The 4,967-nt window shown below is 36.9% G+C and carries 9 protein-coding genes; all 9 read left to right on the forward strand.

Features of this window, described 5'->3' with window-relative positions; genetic code table 11:
• Positions 1 to 314 (forward strand): hypothetical protein (locus IEV69_RS13620; protein WP_188443368.1); only part of this gene is annotated, 314 nt, incomplete at its 5' end.
• Positions 315 to 326: 12 nt separating this feature from the next.
• Positions 327 to 1,037 carry a DUF6090 family protein gene (locus tag IEV69_RS13625; protein WP_188443381.1) on the forward strand — a complete coding sequence of 237 codons (711 nt, stop codon included), beginning with the start codon at positions 327 to 329 and terminating at the stop codon, positions 1,035 to 1,037.
• A 30-nt stretch (positions 1,038 to 1,067) separates the two neighbouring features.
• On the forward strand, positions 1,068 to 1,826 hold the full coding sequence (locus tag IEV69_RS13630; protein ID WP_188443370.1) for a DUF6090 family protein: 759 nt from the start codon (positions 1,068 to 1,070) through the stop codon (positions 1,824 to 1,826).
• A 20-nt stretch (positions 1,827 to 1,846) separates the two neighbouring features.
• Entirely contained in the window at positions 1,847 to 2,014 is a 168-nt protein-coding gene (locus tag IEV69_RS13635) for a hypothetical protein (protein WP_188443372.1), read from the forward strand.
• A complete protein-coding gene (locus IEV69_RS13640; protein ID WP_188443374.1) occupies positions 2,011 to 2,433 on the forward strand; it encodes an endonuclease domain-containing protein in 423 nt (140 codons plus the stop codon). Before IEV69_RS13635 ends, IEV69_RS13640 begins: the two co-directional genes overlap by 4 nt.
• Before the next feature lie 9 nt (positions 2,434 to 2,442).
• Positions 2,443 to 3,192, forward strand: coding sequence for a DUF6090 family protein (locus tag IEV69_RS13645; protein ID WP_262891982.1), 750 nt, complete (start codon positions 2,443 to 2,445; stop codon positions 3,190 to 3,192).
• Positions 3,193 to 3,208: 16 nt separating this feature from the next.
• Positions 3,209 to 3,937, forward strand: coding sequence for a DUF6090 family protein (locus IEV69_RS13650; protein WP_188443378.1), 729 nt, complete (start codon positions 3,209 to 3,211; stop codon positions 3,935 to 3,937).
• A gap of 8 nt (positions 3,938 to 3,945) precedes the next feature.
• Entirely contained in the window at positions 3,946 to 4,761 is an 816-nt protein-coding gene (locus IEV69_RS13655) for a DUF6090 family protein (protein WP_188443380.1), read from the forward strand.
• Positions 4,745 to 4,967 (forward strand): DUF6090 family protein (locus IEV69_RS13660; protein ID WP_229741447.1); only part of this gene is annotated, 223 nt, incomplete at its 3' end. The genes IEV69_RS13655 and IEV69_RS13660, both read left to right, overlap by 17 nt.

Here is a 4,967-nt window from a genome sequence, read left to right on the forward strand (position 1 = left end):
GATATCTCGAACAGTTAAAAAGTAGAGAATTGAATGCCAATACTGAAATCAAAACAATGTATGAACCTTACGTAAAAGAACACTATTATTGGATATGGAACAAAAAAAATCCGTGGCATCGACAAGCTAAATTTTATAAAGACGACCCAAGAACTCTGGAGAATATTGATTTACAAAGTGTAATAAGTAACAAGCAATTAGAGGTAATGATAATGAATAGAAGATATCAATCGACATTAATTTTAGATTTCTATTCAAACACCATAAAACTTGCGAAAGATATCATTGCTGACATCAATAAAGAACAAAATTAAAATAACTATCCAATGATAAAATTCTTCCGAAAAATCCGCAAAAAACTCATTGAAGAAGACAATGTTCGAAAATATCTGCTTTACGCCATTGGCGAAATTGTGCTTGTGGTGATTGGGATTTTGATTGCCCTGCAGATTAATAACTGGAATGAAGAAAAGATAATGGACAGAATGGTGTCGCAAGCCTTGTCAGAAATCCGGGAGGACCTGGTTCAGGATACGCTCACGTTGCAGTCCAGGATCACACTGCAACTCGCAGAGTTTGAGGCGCAGACCCGTGTTGTTGACGCTTTAACCCGGCAAACTCTGAATGAGGAAGAGCACCGCAGCGATCTTGGAAAACTGATGCTGATGCGTGAAACCGTGCTTCTGAGAAATGGATATGACTATCTGAAAGATCTGGGAATCAGTCATTTAAATCGTCCGGAGCTTCGCCAAACCCTGCTGCAGTATTATGAACATGATTATGCTATGCTTCGAAAAGACCTTCAGAATGATGAATTCGAGTTCGAGGATGTGTGGCTGCCCTATGCAAGAGTACATTTTAAAGATTGGGAATTTGGTGAATACGCTGTTCCGCACAGCTACAGCAACATACAGAATGACACGTACCTGTTGACAACGCTTAAAATCAATTTAACTAATAAAGACGGTACGATAAGAGCACATTCACAGGCGCTTGAGACTGCAAAGTCACTGATTACTATGCTCGAAACCCGTTAATTTTCTTTGTAAAAACACAATGGATAATAGATGATTACATTTTTCAGAAGACTTCGGAAAACACTTATTGGGGAAGGGAACGTTCGTAAATACCTGCTCTACGCCATCGGCGAAATATTGCTGGTGGTGATCGGGATATTGATTGCGCTGCAGGTGAATAACTGGAATGAAGAGAGAAAGATGGGATCAGAAGAGGTACGGATTCTAAATATCCTTAAGACCGATCTTGAAAGCGCAGTTGAAGAAGGAGAAGAATTTCTCAGGCTTGATTCCATAAGTGTTGAACCCCTAAAAATGTTCCTGGTGGAACCGGATTGGGTGTTCAGACTGAACGGGGAGGGCAAGGCCGACTCTCTGATTACTTTTAGCATATTTAGAGTAGTAACTGATGTGCCGGTAATTCAGGTGAGGGAAGACATAAAAAACTCAGGATCCAGCAGCAGCATCTCCAGCCAGGAGATCCGGAATAAATTGGTAGAGCTGGATAATAAACTGGAATTGCTGGAATTTCGGATCGCCGATAAAATGACGGTTCAGCAAACCAGGGTTGATGAGGTGTTGTTCAAATATTTCAATTTACAGAAGATGGTAAAAGAAAGGGTTACCAATAAACCTCATGAGGATGAATGGTCTGTCGATCTGTTTGAGGTGCTCGCCGACAGGGAAGCCACAAATATTCTGTCTCTCAAACTAACGATTTCCAAGAGCGTTTTTGAAAGCCGGCGGCAATTACAACAAACACTAAAAGAATTGATCATTTTAATTGAACAAGAACTACATATCCTATAATCCTTAAAATCCGCTAACCCATGCAAAAATTCTTCCGCATTATCCGAAAAAAACTGATCGAAAAGGATAATGTTCGAAAATATCTGCTTTACGCCATTGGCGAAATTGTGCTTGTGGTGATTGGTATTTTGATTGCCGAAAACCTTGCCCCAACCCTAAAGGGTGGGTTTTCTAAATTAGAGCTATGAAAAACGATCCACTAAAAATATCAGGAATGCATGATGGAGCAACTCCAAAAGTGTATAGAATTGCTGCTAAACTTCGGGAAAGTATGACTGAACCTGAAATGAAATTATGGGAGTATTTAAAAACAAAACCATTAGGATACAAATTTAGAAGACAACACCCCATAGCCGGTTATGTTTTGGATTTTTATTGTCATAAGCTCAGATTGTCAATAGAAGTTGATGGAGGCTATCACCTCAATAAAGAACAAAAAGAAAAAGACATTGAACGGACTGCGTATCTAAAAAGTGCTGGTATTACTGAATATAGATTAACAAATGAAAACATCATAAATCAATTTGATAAATCAATTGAATTTATAAACTCAAAATTGCGCGCTGGCATCCGCCTAGGGCGGACTGGGGCGAGCGAGGAAATATAAATTAAAAACATGATTAAATTCTTTAGAAAAATCCGCAAAAAACTCATTGAGCAAAGCAAAGTTCGTAACTACTTCTTTTACGCGATTGGCGAAATCCTACTGGTTGTGATAGGAATTCTAATTGCGCTGCAGATCAATACCTGGAATGAGAGTCAAAAGGAGGCAAATACTGCAAAAATTTTGGCTCAATCAATGATTTCAGATCTGGAAAACGACATGGCCGCACTTCATTTCGTGATTGATTTCAACACGGAAAAAAGAGAGGTAATCGAATACTTCATTTCCATCATCAAGTTGCCACAGGAAACATGGGACTTATCTGAATTCTACCGTGGAATGTCAACCACCTTTACCACCTTCCCATTTTCCCCGACCGATGGCACGTATACACAGATGAAATCGTCGGGCACATTGCAGTATTTCAATCAATCTCTTGTCAACATTATGAACGCATATGACAATCAGCTGAGAAAAACACTTTTCCGGGATGAGCTTATTGAAAAAGCGGAGTGGGAACTGGTTCCCCTTGCAAGTACAATCGTCAATTTTGAAGTAACGGGAGAACTGCGTTTCAACAATCCCATTACCCAAAATATGTACATAAAGAGAATTGATGATCCCGCAACGAGGGATCATTTCATCAATAAGGTGATGACCGTGAAAATAATGATGGGGCGTTCACTGGAAGAGTACTTGAAGCAGCTCTTACTGGCAGAAGAATTAATGAAAAATTTGAAACATGAATATCAAATCAACTGAAAGATAAATCAATCCAATGCTAAAATTCTTCCGAACCATCCGTAAAAAACTCATCGAACAGGATAATGTTCGCAAGTACCTCCTTTACGCCATCGGGGAAATCCTTCTGGTGGTGATTGGGATATTGATAGCTTTGCAGGTGAATAACTGGAATGAATTCTCAAAAAATAGAAATTATGAAATTTACCTACTTGCAGAGGTGCATAATAATTTAAGAGAAGATCAGGCTTTCATTGATGAGATCATTCAAAAAAGAGAAAAAGCAGCTTATGCCACTAATCGCATGCTATCTTACGTACCTGAGGGCACTATTCATCAAGATAGCATCAGTATTCACCTTGCTTGGGTGTTTACTTTTGAAAGGTATTATCCAATAGGTAATGCCTACGAAATGCTCAAATTTTCTTCGCTGCAACTCTCCAACAGAAAGTTAAATACCCAGCTCTCAAGATATTATGAATACGAACAAAATAGAGCCCAAAACGGCATTAAGGATATAGAATCATTTTTCATTAATATTTTTGAAGGATCATCTACACTTAGAAGACATTTTGAAATGTTGGACAAAGATGTAAAGATCATTGTAAAAGACATTCACGATCCTGCCTTTAAAGATGTATTGCTGAGTGAACTGATCCCATTTCGTGATAATAACGCAGGTACGTTAAGAACGCTGCTCTCATTTCGTTCAATTAATCTAGAGCTAATTGAAGCTATAGATCGAGAATTAAATCGTTTAAAATAGATTAGTATATGCTAAAATACTTCCGCATTATCCGAAAAAAACTGATCGAACAGGATAATGTTCGCAAGTACCTCCTTTACGCCATCGGCGAAATCATTTTGGTGGTGATTGGGATTTTGATTGCTTTAAATATCAATAACTGGAATTCTAACCGCATTCAAAAACACAAAGAAACCTTACATCTCAACAATATCGAGCGTGATTTAAAAGATCAATTAACAATCATTGAATATCAGTTGGCCTATGAATCCAAAGTAAATCAAATTGCAACACCCATAATTGCTTATTACAAAGCCAATCAAACATTTAAAATTGACAGCATCTTTACAAAAAATATTGGCAATCTCACTGGCAGAAAAACCTTCACCAAAAACGCGCCTACCTATACCGAACTTATCTCTTCAGGTAATATTGATATCATTAGCAATAATGCTTTAAAAGACCAAATTATTAAATACTATGAAGAATTAGAAAGAATTCAGGTGATTATCAACAAAAACAACAATTTATTTACTGATGCTGTTTTTATCCCAGAGGTAATAAATTTATCTGAAGTTCAAATGGGTGGGGAATTTAATCTGGCTCTGAATGCTGATTATATGACACATATGAATTTGAACTTTATTGATTTGAATGAACCTAGGTTACAAGCAATCACCAAGGAGCAATTAGAAAAACCTGAAAACGAACTAAAGATGATTAACTTAATTAATTTCAGAAATTTCTTAACTTTAAATCACCTCAACATCCTATCTAAACTTAAGAAAAAAACACAAATTTTACTAAAAGAAATAAGCAACATAAAAGATGATAAAATTCTTTAGAAAAATTCGCCAAAACCTTCTCAATGAAGGCAAAACTACCAGGTATTTTAAATATGCCATTGGCGAAATTGTGCTTGTAGTTATAGGTATTCTCATTGCTTTACAAATTAATAATTGGAATGAGCGAGAAAACAGTATTTCTCAAGCGGAGAAACATTTAAAAACAATAAAGCTAAATCTGCAAGATGATATTCTACAGGCTGAAA

This window comes from Planktosalinus lacus (assembly GCF_014640155.1).
GTDB classification, from domain to species: domain Bacteria; phylum Bacteroidota; class Bacteroidia; order Flavobacteriales; family Flavobacteriaceae; genus Planktosalinus; species Planktosalinus lacus.